Annotated in this window: 12 protein-coding genes; all 12 read left to right on the top strand. The window is 54.2% G+C overall.

The window, feature by feature from the left end:
* The first annotated feature begins 32 nt into the window (after nucleotides 1–32).
* The 12 genes from GbCGDNIH8_RS11170 (at nucleotide 33) to GbCGDNIH8_RS11115 (ending at nucleotide 16,271) form a co-directional block, all read left to right on the top strand.
* Nucleotides 33–2,234, top strand: a complete 2,202-nt coding sequence (locus GbCGDNIH8_RS11170; RefSeq protein ID WP_072573244.1) for an amylo-alpha-1,6-glucosidase — start codon at nucleotides 33–35, stop codon at nucleotides 2,232–2,234.
* 22 nt (nucleotides 2,235–2,256) lie between these two features.
* Nucleotides 2,257–2,919: a class II aldolase/adducin family protein gene (locus tag GbCGDNIH8_RS11165; RefSeq protein WP_072573243.1), complete on the top strand. Its 663-nt coding sequence runs from the start codon at nucleotides 2,257–2,259 to the stop codon at nucleotides 2,917–2,919.
* A gap of 79 nt (nucleotides 2,920–2,998) precedes the next feature.
* Complete coding sequence (locus GbCGDNIH8_RS11160; protein ID WP_011632856.1) at nucleotides 2,999–3,220, top strand: hypothetical protein; 222 nt, start codon at nucleotides 2,999–3,001, stop codon at nucleotides 3,218–3,220.
* A 526-nt stretch (nucleotides 3,221–3,746) separates the two neighbouring features.
* Nucleotides 3,747–5,543, top strand: coding sequence for a tetratricopeptide repeat protein (locus tag GbCGDNIH8_RS11155; RefSeq protein ID WP_081368987.1), 1,797 nt, complete (start codon nucleotides 3,747–3,749; stop codon nucleotides 5,541–5,543).
* A complete protein-coding gene (locus GbCGDNIH8_RS11150; protein WP_072573241.1) occupies nucleotides 5,536–6,939 on the top strand; it encodes a tetratricopeptide repeat protein in 1,404 nt (467 codons plus the stop codon). Before GbCGDNIH8_RS11155 ends, GbCGDNIH8_RS11150 begins: the two co-directional genes overlap by 8 nt.
* A 27-nt stretch (nucleotides 6,940–6,966) precedes the next feature.
* Entirely contained in the window at nucleotides 6,967–9,531 is a 2,565-nt protein-coding gene (locus GbCGDNIH8_RS11145; protein WP_081368985.1) for a glycosyltransferase family 2 protein, read from the top strand.
* Between the two features lie 42 nt (nucleotides 9,532–9,573).
* Complete coding sequence (locus tag GbCGDNIH8_RS11140; protein ID WP_157692639.1) at nucleotides 9,574–10,266, top strand: response regulator transcription factor; 693 nt, start codon at nucleotides 9,574–9,576, stop codon at nucleotides 10,264–10,266.
* Nucleotides 10,267–10,529: 263 nt separating this feature from the next.
* The gene (locus tag GbCGDNIH8_RS11135) at nucleotides 10,530–11,447 is read left to right on the top strand and encodes a YihY/virulence factor BrkB family protein (protein WP_072573238.1); all 918 of its coding nucleotides are present in this window, start codon (nucleotides 10,530–10,532) and stop codon (nucleotides 11,445–11,447) included.
* 30 nt (nucleotides 11,448–11,477) lie between these two features.
* Complete coding sequence (locus GbCGDNIH8_RS11130) at nucleotides 11,478–12,842, top strand: MFS transporter (RefSeq protein WP_072573237.1); 1,365 nt, start codon at nucleotides 11,478–11,480, stop codon at nucleotides 12,840–12,842.
* Nucleotides 12,842–14,098, top strand: coding sequence for an arsenic transporter (locus tag GbCGDNIH8_RS11125; RefSeq protein ID WP_072573236.1), 1,257 nt, complete (start codon nucleotides 12,842–12,844; stop codon nucleotides 14,096–14,098). Before GbCGDNIH8_RS11130 ends, GbCGDNIH8_RS11125 begins: the two co-directional genes overlap by 1 nt.
* A 134-nt stretch (nucleotides 14,099–14,232) precedes the next feature.
* On the top strand, nucleotides 14,233–14,979 hold the full coding sequence (locus GbCGDNIH8_RS11120) for a PRC-barrel domain-containing protein (RefSeq protein WP_072573235.1): 747 nt from the start codon (nucleotides 14,233–14,235) through the stop codon (nucleotides 14,977–14,979).
* A 20-nt stretch (nucleotides 14,980–14,999) separates the two neighbouring features.
* A complete protein-coding gene (locus tag GbCGDNIH8_RS11115; RefSeq protein WP_081368982.1) occupies nucleotides 15,000–16,271 on the top strand; it encodes an MFS transporter in 1,272 nt (423 codons plus the stop codon).
* Nucleotides 16,272–16,295: the final 24 nt, after the last annotated feature.

Below are 16,295 nucleotides of genomic sequence, written 5' to 3'. Positions count from 1 at the left end.
CCTTCTGCGATGGTTGAGGACACTGCCTTCCCATGACCGATTCCCCCAATACCGACCCCGCTTGCCCGCCCCTGACCGAGACAGATCCGTGGCCGGCCCATCCTTCCCATGAAAGCGAAGAGGAAGGCGGCGGAGCAAAAGGGATCAGCCGTCAACTGGCGCTGAAACATGGCGACTGCTTTCTGGTGGCGGACCAGATGGGCGACATGCATGGCGACGATGACGGGTTTTTCGACAACGATACCCGTGTTCTGTCGCGCTTCCGCCTGATGATCGGGGAGCGTTCTCCTTCCTTGCTCGGGGCGGCGGTCAGCTATGACAATGTCTATGCCACCACCAATATGACCAACCGGCCTCTGCCGCCACTGGGTGGGCAGTCCCTGCCGGAAGGGGTCATTCTGGTGGAACGCCGCCGGTTTCTGTGGGACCATTGTCTCTACGAGCGCATCACGCTGGTCAATTTCGGGCAAACGCCTGCCACGGTTCCGATCGAACTGCGTTTTGCAGCTGATTTCCGTGATATGTTCGAGGTACGTGGATTACAGCGTGTTTCACGCGGGCGTGTGATGCCTCCGGAAATCCGTAACGGTATGGTTCGCCTCGCCTATCAGGGCCTGGATAAGATCAACCGGGTGACGCTGATCAGTTTCTCGATTCCTCCCGCCAGACTGGAGCCGGGGCTGGCGGCGTTTCTCTTTCATCTGGAGCGGGAAGGGCGGATCGAGCTCTTTATGGAAATCGGTCCGCAGGCCGATGCTTCTCCCTCGCGGGAAAGGTTTCGCAAGGCGGCTGCACGCGCGCGTTGGGCCATGCGGACGAAGCGCCGTCGTGCGGCCGAAATCGACACGCCCAGCCGGATGTACCGCCAATGGATTGATCGGTCGGCCGCTGATCTGGCGCTGCTGACGACTGATCTGCCGACCGGCCCCTATCCTTATGCCGGGATTCCATGGTTCTCCACGCCATTCGGGCGTGATGCGGTCATTACTTCCCTGCAAAGGCTCTGGCTTGATCCGGGCATGGCGCGGGGTGTGCTGACTTTTCTGGCCAGCCATCAGGCCACAGATACATCCAGTTTTCAGGATTCCGCGCCAGGCAAGATCGTGCACGAGATGCGGCATGGGGAGATGACGGCGCTCAAGGAAATACCGTTTGGTCAATATTATGGTGGTGTTGATACCACGCCCCTGTTTGTGGTGCTGGCAGGTTCCTATGCCGATCGGACCGGAGACATGGCGCTGATCGACACTTTGTGGCCCGCGCTGATGGCGGCCATCGCCTGGGTTGAAGGGCCGGGAGATTCCAATGGCGACGGATTCCTGGACTATGCCCGCGGTGAGGAAAGCGGACTGGCCAATCAGGGCTGGAAAGACAGTTTCGACAGCGTGTTCGGGGCTGATGCCAAATTCCCCCAGGGGCCGGTGGCATTGGTGGAGGTGCAGGGCTATGTGCATGCCGCCTATCTCGCCCTTGCCAGCCTGAGCGAACGGCGTGGCCTGACCGAAGATGCCGTGCGCTGGCGCACCAAGGCGACCCGTCTGAGGGCAGCCATTGAAGACAAATTCTGGATGGAGGATCTCGGCTGCTACGGCATCGCCTTGGACGGGAATGGGGAGTTGTGCCGGGTTCCGGCTTCCAATGCCGGGCATCTGCTGTACACGGGGGTTCCATCGCCCGAGCGGGCGGCCCGGCTGACCCGCTTGCTGTCCTCGCCTTCTTTTAACAGCGGCTGGGGTATTCGGACCCTCGGCACGACGGCGCCGCGATATAATCCCATGTCCTATCACAATGGTTCGGTCTGGCCGCATGATACGGCGTTGTGTGTGGCCGGGATGGCCTTTTATGGCGAGCGTGACGTTGTTTCCCATATCACACGCGATATGTTCGAATCTGCCGTTCATCTGGGAATGCGGCTGCCGGAATTGTACTGTGGTTTCCCCCGCAGCCCCGGAGAAGCGCCCATCAGCTATCCGGTGGCCTGCCTGCCGCAGGCCTGGGCCGCGGGATCGGTGTTCATGATGTTGCAGGCGTGTCTCGGGCTGCGGATCAATGGCTGGAAGAAGGAAATTACGGTGGACCGGCCCACTCTGCCCTATGGTCTTGATGTCCTGCATCTGAAGCGTTTGCAACTGGGGGATAGCTTCGTCGATCTGACCTTCCAGCGGGTAGGCGATCGCGTGGTTTGTCTGCCGGGTGCGAACAGCCGTGCTGTCGTCAGCATCGTGACCCGATAACAAAGTGGCAGGTGCGGACGGAATGCATGATGAATCCTCGGCCCGGCGCGCGCTGGTGGATGCGTGCCGGGCTATGACTTCTCTGGGAATCAATCAGGGAACGGCCGGAAATATCAGCCTGCGTTGGGGAAACCGGATGCTGATTTCCCCCTCAGCAATTCCTTATGACGAAATGATGCCCGATATGGTCGCTTCCATGCCACTGGAGGATGACACTGGCAGGTGGGAGGGGCCATGCAAGCCATCGACAGAATGGCGTTTCCATCATGGCATCCTGTGCTCACGGCCGGAAGTCGGGGCCGTCCTGCACGCGCATCCGGTATTCTGCACCGCGCTGGCTATGGCGAGACGGTCCATTCCATCCTGTCATTATATGATCACCTGCTTCGGCGGAGATGACATACGGTGCGCTCCCTATGCAACATTCGGTACGGCAGAATTGGCTGAGCTGGCCCTCTCCGCACTGGATGGACGCAAGGCTTGTCTGCTGGCCAATCATGGAATGGTGGTCTGTGGCACGGATCTGCGTCAGGCGTTGTGGCTGGGGGTGGAGCTGGAAACGCTGGCCAGGCAATATTGGCACAGCCTTCAAATCGGTGGGCCGGTTCTGCTTTCGCCGCGAGAACTGGCAGAAACACGCGCTCGTTTCCAAGGGTACGGGCTTCAGGAAAAACAGAAGCCCTAAGCTGTAAGAACAGTTTCCGCCAAGCGGGAAGTCTGTATGATTCTGACTTCAGCTGAACACGCATAAGGAGTGAAAAGTCATGGCGTCATCCCCTGAACTGACCCTTGAACCCCTACCCCCCCATCTTCAGGATGATTATCTCCGTCTGGCTGTGCGGGAGATCGGGGAATGCCTTGCTGATCTGGGACGTGTGCTGGCGCAGGGTGCGCGGGAAGATAATGTCGGCACCCGTGGATCAATTGCGGCCGGCCTGGAGCGGGCTGCACGGCATATTCGAGGGGAACGGGAGGTCGTTCGTTAAAAAGCTCTGATGGCCCTGTATTGATCCCAAACTAATATAAAATTATTAAGCAGGGCCAAAAGGTTATTTTTTAGATTTTCTTGGGTATCGATTTTTAAAACTATTATGTTACCAAGATTAAAATTTCATCTATTTAAATAATATTTTGTAACGCTTTTGGTCGGTTTGAAGTTAATCTTACTGGAATAAAAACCTAATTTTAAAGATGTGAATAAAGTAACAAATATAATTAATTATAACAAAAATCAATTTACCTAACAAAACTCAATTTAAGGTTGCAAAAGCTATTATGTTTCCTTTAATCGGAATATCAAATGCGGTTACAGATAACTCTGAAGCTATCGTAACGCGGTCGTTTCCTGATAGGATATAATATGTCGAAGTAAATAATTTTTCCTCATTTTTAATAGTTTATAGAATCATATAAATAAATAAATTTATAATTTTAAAATGATTGGATATATTCGCAAAACCAATTTCACATAAACAAAATGCGGTAAAGATTTTTATTTTTTGAGGTATTGCTATGTCGATTGATCCTTCTGTTATGTGCCATTGTGGTAGTGGGTTGCGGGCGGTTCGCTGCTGTTTGGTTGAGCCGGTTTCAATGGTGGCAGCCAATAGCGCGGTTTATCTGGCCCCCACGACCGAGCGGGCGCGTCAGGCATTTAAAATAGGTAATGCCGCCGTTGCTGAAGAACTCAGCCTGGCCGTTCTGGATCTGTCTCCTTATGATCCGGATGCTCTGTTAATGTTAAGCCAGATCCGTCTGGCACAGAATAATCACAGCGCTGCAAAGGCGCTGCTCTCACGTCTGGTGAAGGCCAATCCCAATCTGGCCGTCCAGCTGACACAGTTGGCCAGGCTGCATATGGAAGCCCGTGAACTGAAAGATGCAGAGCGGGTTGCACGCATGGCGATCCGTGCGGATCCCGCCCTTGCTGACGCCCATAACGTGCTTGGGATGATCCTGAGCGAAGCAGGTGAGTTGATTGGTGGTGAGGCATGCTATCGGCATACGATAGCCATGATCGACCAGCCCGATGCGATCATTCTGGCCAATCTCGGATGGAATCTGACGTTGCAGGGGCGGTTTGAGGAAGCTGCCAGTTCATATGAGCAATCGCTCAGCCTTGCGCCTGATGTTCCACAAACCGTAATCGGTCATGCTTTACTGGAAAAAAAAGCGGGACGGCTGGAAAAAGCTCGGGAAATCTTGTCTCAGGCTTATGAAAAAGCAGGAGAAAACCGTTTTCTGGCTATCCAATATGCATCTGTTCTCAATGAACTTGGTCTTGCAGCCCAGGCTCTGGAAGTTTTGGATGCCCTTCCTGGTGAAGATATCACCCGCAGCTTCTTTGAATGGAAGGAGCGCGGTCATATTCTTTACGGGTTGGCTCGTTATGAAGACGCTTTTGCAGCCTGGCAGGAAGGTGGCCGTGCCCCGGACGCGCCGGTGGGTGTCGGCCCGGTCGGCTTGGGCGGTTATGTTGAACGGCTTAAAAACTTTTTTACTGCTACCAAACTTGGGCTGATGAGTGCTGTTGAAAAAGAATTCAGCGGCGGTATACAGCCGATCTTTGTGGTGGGAGCCTCTTCTCAGGTAACTGCTCCGTTCGGAAAATGGATTGCCTCAGCTATCTCTGCGCCAACCATTGCATTGGGGCCAGTGCTCTCAAGTCTGGTAGAGCGTTTGCCAGAGATGATGGCATCGCCTTATGCCTATCCTGAGGCCCTGGCTGATCTCTGGATGGCTGATCGTGTTTCAAGCCTGAGAACAATCAGGGAAAAGCTGCAGGAGTATTTCCAGTCAGTCCAGGCGCAGGGACAGGATAAGAGCAACTGGATCGTGAATATTGATCCACTTGATGAAACGCAAATCGGCCTGATCGCCCTTCTTTTTCCTTATGCGCCGATCATTCATCTTATTGATCACCCTCTGTCCTCTGCGGTGCGGAAATTTGCTTCCAGCACGCCGGTATTGCTGGAATATGACGGGACGATTGAAGGGGCCGCTGAATATGTCAAAGCAATGTCAGACATTGTTGAACATATGCGCAGCAATTTTGTCCTGAAATATCTGCCGGTCAAAATTTCGGATCTGCTGCAGAACCAATCCATGGCTTGTGAGCGGATCACGAATTTCGTCAGCTTCGAGCCTGTCTATGGTCGACAGCATTCCCTTACTCTGCCTCAGATGATGGGATATGAACCATTTTCTGCTTATCTGGCTGAAGCATCCAAAATCCTTTCCAACCTGATCCAGGCGAGAGGATTTGAGGCTCTCGTGAGCGAACCCAGCATTGAAAATGCCAATGTCTGATTTATCTATAGCGCCGGATCAGGTTTCGCTGGGCGTCGGCGAGATCTTCGAGGCTGCAATCCGGCATGATGAAGCCGGCCGGATTGACAGAGCTGAAAGCCTTTTGCAGACAATTCTGAAGCAGCATCCGCACCATGCGGATGCCCTGCATCTGATGGCTGTTATTTCCTATAAAAAAGGAAATATGCAGCAGGCATTGGCTTATGCAGAGCAGTCCATTCTTTGTGGGGTTAATACGCCCCTTTATATTCGCAATATATGCGAGTTCTACCGGCTCTGCGGAAAGCTGGATGAGGCGCTGGTAACCGCCAGACGGGCAGTCGAACTGAATCCGGGAGATGGCGAAGCACTTCATAATCTGGCGATTGTGGAAATGGATGCCGGACTGAACGCAGAGGCGCAGAAGAGCTTTCGGGCGGCCCTGTCAATCGTGCCTGATATGGCAGGCGCTCATTTCGGTCTTTCTGAAGCCCTGCTCCAGAATGGAGAATTCAGGGAAGGATGGGAGGAATACGAATGGAGATTCCGTATTCCTGATGCAGCGCCGCCTATTCCTTATACAGATAAACCTCAATGGGACGGATCGCGGTTCGAAGAAGATGAGACACTTCTGCTGGTCGCAGATCAGGGATTTGGGGATGCCATCCAGTTTGGTCGGCTCATTCCCCGTGTTCTGGAGAGGTGCTCAAAAGTATCTGTAGGATGCAGTCCTGAACTCAAGCCTCTGCTGCAAATGATATGCCCGGAAGCACGTTGTTTCGTTAACTGGAACGATATCGGTGACTATAAAGCTTGGCTTCCTATTACGGGATTGCCACGTATTTTTGATATCACGCTTGATAATATTCCAAATCGCGTTCCCTATCTGTATGTGGATGAAGAAAAAAAAGCAGCCTGGTCAGCAAAGCTGGATAAAATACTGCCCTCTCGTTTCAAAAGAATTGGCATTGTATGGGCTGGTCGACCCACGCATAAAAATGACTGGAAGCGTTCTGTACAGCTGAAGGAATTCGAGGCTCTGGCTAACTGCCCGGATGTTGCCTTCGTGATTCTGCAGAAGGGGCCATCGCAGTCGCAGGTGGGTGAATTTTATGGGGTTGCGCCTGTGGTGCATCTCAGCCTCGAAGTCAAAAGCTTTGAAGACACCATGGCGATTATGGCCGGGTTGGATCTGGTCATCAGTATCGACACTTCGGTGGCCCACCTGGCTGGTGCGATCGGTGTACCTTTATGGTTGATATTACCTCATGTCGCTGAATGGAGATGGTTGATTGGTCGGGATACATCCCCTTGGTATCCGACTGCGCGTTTGTTTCGTCAGTCAGATTCCGGCGACTGGAAAAATGTTTTTGAACAAATGCGCCTTGAACTTGGCTCACTGAAAAGAAAAACGTAATTCAACCATGTCAAAAAGCAATATTTCATGATCAAGAATAATCTATCCTGTATTATAGATTCTATTGAAGGTGGCCTTATAAAGGGGTGGGCTCATGATCCTGCTACCCCTAATTCTTCATTGAAGGCTATTATTGTTTTGGATGGTCAGGAAATACAGCGTATTACCTGTGATGAATCGCGCCCCGACGTTTCTGCTGCCGGTTTCCCTCATGCACTGGTCGGATTCACGATTAGTGTTCCAGGCCGTTTCAGAGATGGCGAAACACATTATTTTGAAATGATGACAGAGGGAGGAATTTCAGTCCCGCTGTTATGGAACAATGTACTGAACGCTTCTGTTTCTTTTCAGATGAGTTGGGTTCCCGAATTCAGAAGCTCCATTGATGGGTATCAGCGCGGTGCTTTCCGGGGCTGGATTCTGGAAAATACAGCGGAAGATCCGCAACAATTTGCCGGGAACTGCCAATTGCGTGTGGAATGTGAGGGCCAGACAGTGGCCCTGCTGCGTGCCAATCGCTATCGCAGTGATGTCGGACGTGCGCTCAGTGCGGATCCACGCTGCGGTTTTGAATACAGGCCTGTTTTTCCGGTTGCCAAACCATTCAGCCAGACATTCCGCTTTTTTAAAATGCCGGAAAATATCGAACTGGATGGCAGCCCCTATGTGACGTCTATTCTGACTGATAAACAGGAAGCAAATATTGTCGAAATATCTGATATGGTTGCAACGTTACACCGTCAGCTGACGGCGTTACGGTCTCAAATTGAAGATCTGCTGCCAACATATCGATATAATATCGATGATTACGATACCTGGGCAAGAAAATATACGAAGGCTCTTAATGATTCTTCGATGATCCGTCTGGATTCAAGGCGTAAAACTGCTCCTTTGGTCAGTATAATCTGCCCTGTATACAAGCCGCGCCTGTCTGATTTTATTCTGGCTGTTGAGTCTGTCATAGCGCAGACATATCAGAATTGGGAACTGATACTGATTGATGATTGCAGTGGACAAGAAGATTTAAAGGATTTGTTGCAACAATTTGCGCAGGCTGATTCCCGTATTCAGCATCTGACCACCCGTAAAAACAGTGGGATCAGCGAAGCCAGTAATCTGGGCCTAAAAGCTGCTAATGGCAGCTGGATCGCATTTCTTGACCATGATGATCTTCTTGAGCCCAGCGCTCTGGATATCATGATTGCTTCCGCAGAGGCCACGGGCGCAAAACTGCTTTACAGTGATGAAGATAAAATTGACGATAGTGGCTTTTTCAGGGATCCGGCCTTCAAGCCGGACTGGAATTATCGTCTTTTACTTGAGGTAAACTATATATGCCATTTCGTTCTTGTGCAGCGAGATGTCATTAATAGTGTAGGTCCGTTCAACAAGCAGTTCGATGGTGCGCAGGATCATGACATGCTGTTGCGGATTGCGGAACGTCTGGAACCATCCGAAGTATTCCATGTTCCTGAAATTCTGTACCATTGGCGTATTACGCCTGGGTCAACTGCTGGCGATATCGGTGCAAAGCCATATGCGATTGAAGCCGGGCTTCAATGTGTGTCGCGACATCTGGAGCGCCGAGGCCTTAAGGCAGATGTGTCAACAAGATATGGGATGACCCTTTATAAGATTGATTGGAAAACGAATAACACCCCGAGTGTTAGTATCGTCATTCCTTTCAAGGATCAGATTGACGTTACGCTCACATGTGTCAAAAACATTATCGAAAAAACGAATTATACCAATTATCAGATTGTTTTGGTTGATAACTGGTCTACCGACCCGAATGTATCGCTTTTGCAGGATTATGCCGCGCTGCATTCCAATATTAAAATAATTCGGCAAGAAATACCGTTTAATTATTCCTTGCTCAATAATATTGCCTGTGGGTCATATCCTGCTGATTATTATGTATTTTTAAACAACGATTTATTTGTCCTTACTCCTGACTGGCTTTATCGTCTTGTCGCAGAGGCAGAGGTTGATCCTCGGGTCGGGGCAGTTGGTGGAAAATTTGTTTATCCGAATGGCACTATTCAACATGGCGGCGTTGTACTGGGTATAGGTGGTGTGGCCGGGCATGTGCATACCGGCTTACCCGGCGATCAGGGCGGATATGGTGGAAGGGCCAATTTTACACAGGAAATGTCTGCCGTGACAGCAGCCGGCATGCTGGTCAGAGCCACGGCATTTAATGAAATTGGCTGTTTTGACGAAGCAAAGTTGGCTGTTGCGTTCAACGATATTGATCTTTGTCTTAGATTAAGGGCGGCCGGATACACCATTATCTACACGCCTGAGTTTTTTGCAGAGCACCATGAGTCTCTGAGCAGAGGAGATGATGTCCGCCCTGCTCAGGAGCGCAGATTTTTCAAGGAAACCCAGATCATGTTGGAAAGGTGGGGAGAGGTTCTAAGTCATGATCCATTCTTTAATCCGCATTTTTCGACCAGCATGCAGCCATTTCATGCGCTGAATGATCCGGAACCTGTGATCTGGCACTGGCTTGAGAGTATTTCGGCCAGAGATATTATGAAAAAACGTTCTGTTCTCACTGATTATTCTAAACTTGCTATTAATATTTAGTTTGGGTCGACAATGACTTCTTATTCTGGCGAGATTGTTTCAATGAAAGCGCTTGTCCTTGGTAATGTAAGCAATCTTGTCAATGAGTTGCTTAGTAGTATGCCTGGCGGCAAATGGGATATTTCTTCGACACAGGATCCTCCGGAACTGGTCAAGAACCTTCAGGATAATGATTGCAATCTCGTTATCATTGAGGGTGCAGCCTTATCTTTGCCTCCGGATGTTGCGGTAGGTCAGGTGCGACTGGTCGACGAGACAATTCCCATTATTGTCCTGGGCGTGGGAGAGGTGGAGGCACGGGTCAGGTGTCTGACGGAAGGGGCCGATGAGGTTTTCCCGAAGGATGTCGTCGCCAAAGAGCTTCAGGCGCGCATTATGGTGCGTATGAAAGTTCCCAGCCGCTGGACTCTGCACCGGGAATTGCAGGTTGGGCAGGTTCTGCTGGATGTGCAGCGTCGTACAGCCAGGGTCGGACAGGAATACCTGACTCTGACGCCGCAGGAGTTCTCATTATTGCATATTCTGGCGCAGAACGCGGGTGACGCCTGTTCCATTGCATTGATCATGAGACATCTCAGCCCCAATACGACGGTGCGTGATCCTACTTTGGTTCGGGTCAATGTCTGCCGTTTGAGACAGAAACTATCAGCCGTGCATTCTGGCTTGACAATTTTCTCCGTAAGAAAGCAGGGCTATCGTCTGGTTGCAGAGGAAAAAGAAGAGGCTGCAGCCTGAAGCCGCTATAAAGTGCAATATTAAAAATAGAAAATTTTTATTTTAATATGTGAAAATTAAAAGAAATTTTTTATATTATTTTATACTATATTTTCTGTTTTCACTAAAATCCTCGACAAATATTGTTTTTTGATCATCCGCCCCGGTTTTTGCTTGGCAGGCGGGGGTATTTTGCGATTTGTCGGGGAAGGATATGCATAAGCGATACAGAAATCTGCTATTGGGCAGAACTCTGTATCGTATGGTGAGAATGGAAGGGCCAGGTGACAAAACCGCCTCGTGCTTTCTGGAGTAACTGGCGCACTGTTATCATTGGAACAGGGCGGAAAATGATCGGCGACCAGATGTCGCTGATCGCGGCTGGCTGCGCATTTTATGCCACGCTGGCATTGTTCCCGACCATGACCATGTTGATTTTTGTGTATGGCCTGTTGCTCGATCCCGCCACGATCAGGCCGCAGCTTGATCATCTGCCGGAGCTGTTGCCCCCTGGTGCCTTTGAACTGGTTGAAAACCGGATTGACTGGCTGGTTGCTCAATCTCGGAAGACACTGGGTTTCGGTGCGCTGTTCAGTGCGGGCTTTGCATTCTGGTCGTCCTCGACCGGCATCAAGGCCATGATGTCTGCCCTGAATATTGCGTATGAGGAAAAAGAAAGTCGCTCGTTCCTGCGTGTCCAGTTGGTCGGCTTGCTGATGACACTGGCGGCCCTGCTGGCGGGGGTTATTTCGTTGGCTCTGCTGGTGGCTCTGCCCGCCATTATCTCCTTTACGGGCATGTCGGGATACGGGGAGTATCTGACCAGAGCAGCGGGCATAGGTCTGCTGTTGCTGTTTCTGCTGTTCTCGATATCCCTGCTTTATCGGTATGGCCCAAGCCGGATGAAGGTAACATGGCGCTGGATCACGGCAGGTTCGGTGATTGCGTCCCTGCTGTTTGTCATCGTTTCTTTGTTGGTGAGCCTGTATATTGCCCGTCTGGCGCCTTATGATGCCACTTATGGGCCGTTAAGTGCGGTTGTCGGTGTCATGATATGGTTCTGGTCTGTTATTTACGCGATTTTGCTGGGGGCGGAGTTGAATCGTGTGCTTGAGTTGCGGGGCAACGAAAAAAAAGCTGAACGATCAGTGTATCCATGTACTCAGCCAGATGTTTGCTCTCCCGGTATGAATGGGGAGTAAGGGCGTGGGTTGCCTTCGGATACGGGCCCAATGAGCGGGGCGATCGTGGTTGATACGGTCTTGTCAGATGGTCAGCCGCCGTCTGACAGCCGGCAGAAGCAGAGAGAATCTGCCCTGCTCGACAGGTTGAATTTTTTTCTGGCTGATGTGCGGGATGGGCTGGGGCCTTACCTTGCCGTGTACTTGTTGTCGGCTTCGGGCAGGGACGGGCGCTGGGATGAGTCCAGTGTCGGCCTGGTGCTGACCATCAGCGGGCTTGTCGGGCTGGTTGCACAAACCCCTGCCGGTGCGTTGGTGGATCGCAGCCGGAATAAGCCCCGCCTTCTGGCTATAGCGATCTTGCTGGTAACGCTCAGCACTTTGTTGCTGCCCAGCATGTCTGGCCTGCTGCTGGTGACGCTGACCCAGTCTGTGGCCGCTGTCGCGGGGGTGATTTTCGCGCCTGCTATTGCGGCGATGACGCTGGGTCTGGTGGGAACGGACGGTTTTGCGCGGCGGATCGGGCGCAACGAGTCCTTCAATCATCTTGGGAATGCGGTATCGGCGGCAGTGGCCGGGCTGCTGGCGTGGCATTACGGCCCGGTCGTGGTGTTCTGGCTGATGGGTCTTCTGGCCATTGCCGGGCTGGTAACGGTGCTGAGAATTGATAACCGGCATATCGACAATGATCTGGCCAGAGGGGGGAAAGCCCAGGGGGGGAAAGCCCAGGGGGGGAAAGCCCAGGGGGGGAAAGCCCAGGGGGGGAAAGTCCAAGGGGGGAAAGCCAGCGATATGGATGAGGCCGCGGCGAAGGAGGAGGCATCGCCCGGCCTCTGGCGGGTTCTGGCGGAGCATCCAGGATTGATGACTTTTGCCGTGCTGGTGTTTTTGTTCCATCTGGCCAATGCGGCCATGCTCACCTCGGTCAGTCAGCTTCTGATGCGGGAGGTCGGGAAAGATATGGCGACCTCTCTGGCGGCAGCCTGTATTGTCGCAGCCCAGATGGTGATGGTGCCGGTGGCGATGCTGGTGGGGCGGTCTGTTGACCGTATCGGCACCCGCCCGATTTTCCTGTTGGCATTCGGTATTCTGGCGCTGCGCGGGATGCTGTATCCGCTGTCGGATAATCCGTGGTGGCTGTTGGGGGTGCAGTTGCTGGACGGAGTCGGCGCCGGAATATTCGGGGCCTTGTTCCCGGTGGTGGTGGCGGATCTGACGAAGGGAACCGGGCGGTTCAATATCAGCCAGGGGGCCGTGGCGACCGCTCAGGGCATTGGGGCTGCCCTGAGCGCTGGTATCGCGGGCCTGATCATTGTCAAAGCCGGTTATTCGGTTGCGTTTTTCTCTCTGGCCGGAGTCGCCGGGCTGGGCTTTGTCCTCTATGCCCTGCTGATGCCTGAAACCCGACGCCTGTGATGAACGGTTCTGTTTTGGCCACGCTGGCCCTGTGCGTGGCCGTGACTGCAGGGATCGTTGTGCGACCGTTTCGCCTGCCGGAGGCGGTCTGGGCCGCGCTGGGGGCATGTATTCTTGCCGTTACGGGTCTGCTGCCACTGTCTGAGGTGGGGAAGGGTGTCATCAGGGGCGCGGATGTTTACGGGTTTCTGATCGGTATGATGCTGCTGTCAGAGGTGGCGCGGCGGGAAGGGGTGTTCGACTGGATCGCTGTTAACGCCGTCAATCATGCCCGTGGATCACCCGTCAGATTGTTTGCGCTGGTGTATGTGGCCGGTGTGATCGTGACGACTTTTCTCTCCAACGATGCGACAGCGGTGGTGATGACTCCTGCCGTCTATGCAGTGGCAAAGCGGGCGGGCGCCAGACCGCTGCCTCTGCTGTTCTGCTGTGTCACGGTGGCCAATGCGGCCAGTTTCGTGCTGCCGATTTCCAATCCGGCCAATCTGGTGTTTTTCAATGGCGCGATGCCGTTTTTGTCGGTCTGGCTGGCCTCTTTTGGTCTGCCCGCGCTGGGGGCCGTGCTGGCAGGATATGGTGGATTATATATTATTTTCCGCCGTACGCTGGCCGAGGCCGAAAGTGAAAGCAATGTCCCGCAGGAGCCTTTATCGACCGGTGGACGGACAGCTTTATGCGCCCTGATCCTGACGGCTTTCGGGCTGGTGACGGTCTCGGCACTTGATCTGCCGCTGGGGCTGCCGACCCTGATCGCTGGATTTGCGAGCATGGGTCTGGTGTCTGCCATCACCGGTACCTCGCCGTTGTCTTTCCTCAGGCATGTTTCGTGGAGTGCCATTCTCCTGGTCGCCGGGCTGTTTGTGCTGGTGCAGGCCTTGAGTCATATCGGGGCCGTTGCAGCGATTGCCGATCTGCTGAGTCGTGGAGCCCACGCGAATACACCGGTAACGGCGATGATCTCGGGGGTGGTGCTGGCCCTGATCTGCAATGCCACCAACAATCTGCCTGCCGGACTGATCGCTGGTACGGCGGCATTGCAGGCTCAGCCGCCCCAACTGATCTCCGATGCGTTGCTGATCGGGGGTGATCTTGGACCGAGTCTGGCGATCACCGGTTCCCTGGCCAGTCTGCTCTGGCTGAATGCGATCCGGCGTGAGGGGGAGGAAGTCACGTTTGGTGCTTTTCTGCGGGTGGGGCTGGTGGTGATGCCCGCGATGCTGTTGGTGGCGCTTGGCTTACGTCTGGCACTCGGATAGCGCCTTGGGGCGATGGCCCATGCTGATAATAGGGGAGCTGGATTTGCGATCCGGGCCAGACCCTGCTTCAACAGACAAAAGCGACCGGCGAGGCGCACAGCCTGGTATCGTCAATGAGGTAGTCCGAGGGCAGGATGAAAGGTCTGAATGCTGCGATCATGGGGGTGATGGTGCTGCTGTGGCAGGCCGCCCCGGTCAGGGGGGAGACGACGCAGGATGCGGCATCCCCCCCCACCCCCGCTGCCATGCCTCAGCCGAGTTCAGGTCAGGCTGATTCACCCTCTGTCCCGTGGCCGCATCCCGACCCTCAGCCCGAGCTGCCGAAGGGGTTGGCGTTATCTCCCCTGGAGCCGGAGCCCACTGCGCCGGAGGCCATTGTCATGCCGAAAGCGCCGACCCGTCATGTATCCTCGAAAGTGGCGCAGGGCGTACTGGGGCAGGAGGTGCATGACACGGATGGCAAAAGCATTGGCCGTATGGCGGATGTGATTGTCGATGCGAAAGGCGTGCCTGTCGCGGCGCTGATTGATGTCGGCGGATTTCTGGGGGTGGGAGACCGGCGGATTGCTATTGAGTGGAAGCAGCTTGCCTTTGCACCGGACAATCCGCAGCGCAGCATTGTGCTGAAGATGACGACGGATGAGCTGAAATCTGCCCCGGAATACAAGGATGGTGAAGGGGGTGCGGTGCTGACGCCCAGTGAAACCGTACCGCCTGCTGCACAGAAAGATCATCCGGATGGACCGGGTGATTCATCTGCACCCGACCAGAATGGGCGCAGCTCTGATCAGTCCGGCCAGCCACCGCCAGCGTCGTCTGCATCTCCGCCCGCTTCTTCTTCTGCACCGCCTGCGGCGGGTGATGCGGCTGGCCATCCCTGAACGATCCAGAGCAGCATCTTGTGACGGTTTTTCAGCATATCTCTGATGATGGGGAGGCTGCCGGGGCATCGTCTCCGGCAGATCGGCGCAGCCGGATCGGCCTGGATCTGTTTGTTTTTTTCGTGGCCAATCTCCAGACCGGGTTCGGGCCGTTCATTGCGGTGTATCTGGCGTCGCATCGCTGGACCCAGACTGATATCGGGCTGGCATTGAGTGTCGGTACATTTGCCTCGATGCTCAGCCAGCTGCCGGGGGGATGGGCGGTGGATGCCATGCCGCAGAAACGGCTGGCTGCCTTCCTGCCGACCATCGCGATGACCTTTTGCGCCCTTCTGTTCGCGTTTTTTCCCGGACGCCTGCCGATCATGCTGGCCGAGTTGCTGCATGGTTTTGCCACCTGCATGCTGGTGCCTGCGATTGCGGCAATGTCACTGGCGATGGTGCCTGCATCGCGAATCGGCGAGCGGTTCGGGCGCAACGCCCGCTGGGGGTCGATCGGTAACGGGCTGGCGGCCGGGGCGATGGGGTTGATCGGTACCTACATCTCCAATCGCGCGGTGTTTATCCTGACGGCGTTGCTGACCCTGCCTGCCTTGCTCTCCCTGTCGATGATCCGTCCTGCCCGGGAGCGTGCGGAAGGGGTGCAGGCCACCGAAAAGACACGTGGTGTGCCGCTGCGCGTTGTGTTCACCGACCGGCGGCTGCTGATTTTTGCGGCATGCTCTGCCTTGTTTCAGCTTTCCAATGCGGCCTTGTTGCCGCTGGTTGGCGGTTCCGCTACCGAGCGCAACGGCCCTGATGCCAGCATGATTATTGCCGCCTGTATTGTGGTGCCACAGATCGTGGTGGCGCTGTTCTCGCCCTGGGTTGGCCGGGCGGCAGATCGGGTTGGTCGTCGGGCGGTGCTGCTGATCGGATTTCTGGCGCTGCCCATACGGGCCCTGCTTTTTGCCGGGATCAGCAATGACTGGTTTATCGTGCCGCTTCAGATGCTGGATGGGGTGAGCGCCGCGGTGTTCGGTGTGCTGATGCCGTTGATTGTAGCGGACATCACCTATGGTTCGGGACGGTTCAATCTGAGTGTCGGAATGGTCGGGCTGGCCGGAGGAATCGGTGCTACGATCAGCACCACGATGGCTGGCGCCGTCTCGGACCGTTTTGGCTTGTCGGCGGCTTTTCTGGTGCTGTCGCTGGCGGGGGCTGCCGGTGCGGCACTGGTGCGGTTCGGCATGCCGGAAACCGGAAAGCCGGTCGGGAAGAATGCGCAGGCCGCTGCAAAACCTGTCGCTTGAAAGCGGTTGGCAGGCGTGGTTTCT

The sequence above is a fragment of the Granulibacter bethesdensis genome (assembly GCF_001889545.1).
Taxonomy (GTDB): Bacteria; Pseudomonadota; Alphaproteobacteria; order Acetobacterales; family Acetobacteraceae; genus Granulibacter; species Granulibacter bethesdensis_B.
Note: the sequence above shows the minus strand (reverse complement) of the source record. Positions and strands in the feature narration are given on the sequence as shown.

Bases quoted from the DNA above. Each gene is read 5' to 3' on its own strand.
- GbCGDNIH8_RS11170 (WP_072573244.1), top strand. From the start codon at position 33: ATGACCGATTCCCCCAATACCGACCCCGCTTGCCCGCCCCTGACCGAG.
- GbCGDNIH8_RS11165 (WP_072573243.1), top strand. From the start codon at position 2,257: ATGCATGATGAATCCTCGGCCCGGCGCGCGCTGGTGGATGCGTGCCGG.
- GbCGDNIH8_RS11160 (WP_011632856.1), top strand. From the start codon at position 2,999: ATGGCGTCATCCCCTGAACTGACCCTTGAACCCCTACCCCCCCATCTT.
- GbCGDNIH8_RS11155 (WP_081368987.1), top strand. From the start codon at position 3,747: ATGTCGATTGATCCTTCTGTTATGTGCCATTGTGGTAGTGGGTTGCGG.
- GbCGDNIH8_RS11150 (WP_072573241.1), top strand. From the start codon at position 5,536: ATGTCTGATTTATCTATAGCGCCGGATCAGGTTTCGCTGGGCGTCGGC.
- GbCGDNIH8_RS11145 (WP_081368985.1), top strand. From the start codon at position 6,967: ATGATCAAGAATAATCTATCCTGTATTATAGATTCTATTGAAGGTGGC.
- GbCGDNIH8_RS11140 (WP_157692639.1), top strand. From the start codon at position 9,574: ATGAAAGCGCTTGTCCTTGGTAATGTAAGCAATCTTGTCAATGAGTTG.
- GbCGDNIH8_RS11130 (WP_072573237.1), top strand. From the start codon at position 11,478: ATGAGCGGGGCGATCGTGGTTGATACGGTCTTGTCAGATGGTCAGCCG.
- GbCGDNIH8_RS11125 (WP_072573236.1), top strand. From the start codon at position 12,842: ATGAACGGTTCTGTTTTGGCCACGCTGGCCCTGTGCGTGGCCGTGACT.
- GbCGDNIH8_RS11120 (WP_072573235.1), top strand. From the start codon at position 14,233: ATGAAAGGTCTGAATGCTGCGATCATGGGGGTGATGGTGCTGCTGTGG.